Raw genomic sequence first — 1,301 nt, 5'->3', positions numbered from 1 at the left:
TTGAAGTGACCCCAAAAAGTTAGACAATATTCTGAAGTAAAAATTGTTCAAGCAGCCGAAAGGGCTTGCTGTCTGTGAATTGCAGGCGGCAAGCCCTTTAGCTTTGCCTTGATGCGCCGATTGTTGTAATAGTCCAGATATTCGATCAGTTCCAGTTTGAAGTGTTCCATGGAGCGGAACTCCTGCAAATACAGCAGCTCACTTTTGAGCAGCCCGAAGAAATTTTCTATCACAGCATTGTCCAGACAGTTTCCCTTGCGGCTCATGCTCTGGCGAACACCTTTCTCCCGGAGCATCTGTTGGTATTGTTTGTGTTGGTACTGCCAGCCCTGGTCAGAATGGAGAATCAGGTTTGTTCCGGCCGGGATCTGTGCAAACGCCTCGTCCAGCATGGTGGTTACCATGCTGAGTACGGGACGATCCGATATGGTGTAACTGACCAGATCGCTGCTGCACAGATCAAGGACGGGAGAGAGATAGAGCTTCTCTCCAAACAAACTGAACTCCGTCACATCTGTAACCCACTTCTGGTTCGGCCTGTCCGCATGGAAGTCCCGGTTCAACAGATTTGGCGCAATTTTGCCCACTTCTCCCTTATAAGAGCGATACTTCTTCATCCTGACACGGCAAACTAAGCCCAACTCTTTCATAAGCCGCTGGACAGTCTTGTGGTTCACAGAGAATTTACGCTTGCGAAGTTCTGCCGTGATCCGGCGATAGCCGTACCGGCCCCTGTTTTCGTGGTAAATCGTTGTGATTTCTTCCTTAACAGATGCATATTTGTCTTCTTTCTGCATCTGCTTCAAATGATAGTAGAAAGATGCACGGGGCAGTTGAGCGATTGAGAGAAGAATACTGAGTGCGTGTTTTTGCCTTAGCTTCTGAACTACCAGCGTTTTTTGTGCTGGCGTCGCTCGTCTTCCAAAACCAAGGCTTGCAAATTTTTTAGGTAATCATTCTCCGCACGCAACCGTTGGACTTCTGCCAGCAGATCTTCTTCTACCTGCTTCGGCAACTGCTTTGGCGGACGACCCTTACTGCTGCGGCCACGCCGTTCGATGGCTAACCCTTCCGGCCCTTCTTCCAAATAAATGCGTTCCCAGCGCTCTATAATTTTATGGTCGTTAATTCCAAATTCCTGCATCGCTGCATAGATACTCAGATGTCCTTTTTTCATGGTTTCTACAACCATTCTCTTGAACTCCGGCGTATATCGTTTGTTTGATACTCCTTTTGGCATAGCAAAACACCCCACTTGTTAGATAGTATATCATACTGTCTAACAAATGGGGTGCAGTTCA

At 47.6% G+C, this 1,301-nt stretch carries 2 protein-coding genes; both read right to left on the bottom strand.

Annotated elements, in window-relative coordinates:
• Window positions 1–47: 47 nt before the first annotated feature.
• A complete protein-coding gene (locus KQI26_RS15080; protein WP_253292906.1) occupies window positions 48–893 on the bottom strand; it encodes an IS3 family transposase in 846 nt (281 codons plus the stop codon).
• Window positions 887–1,240, bottom strand: a complete 354-nt coding sequence (locus KQI26_RS15075; RefSeq protein WP_216505052.1) for a helix-turn-helix domain-containing protein — start codon at window positions 1,238–1,240, stop codon at window positions 887–889. The genes KQI26_RS15080 and KQI26_RS15075 overlap by 7 nt, the downstream gene beginning before the upstream one ends.
• Window positions 1,241–1,301 lie beyond the last annotated feature (61 nt).

Source organism: Intestinimonas sp. MSJ-38 (genome assembly GCF_018917925.1).
Lineage (GTDB): Bacteria > Bacillota > Clostridia > Oscillospirales > Butyricicoccaceae > Pseudobutyricicoccus.
Note: the sequence above shows the minus strand (reverse complement) of the source record. Positions and strands in the feature narration are given on the sequence as shown.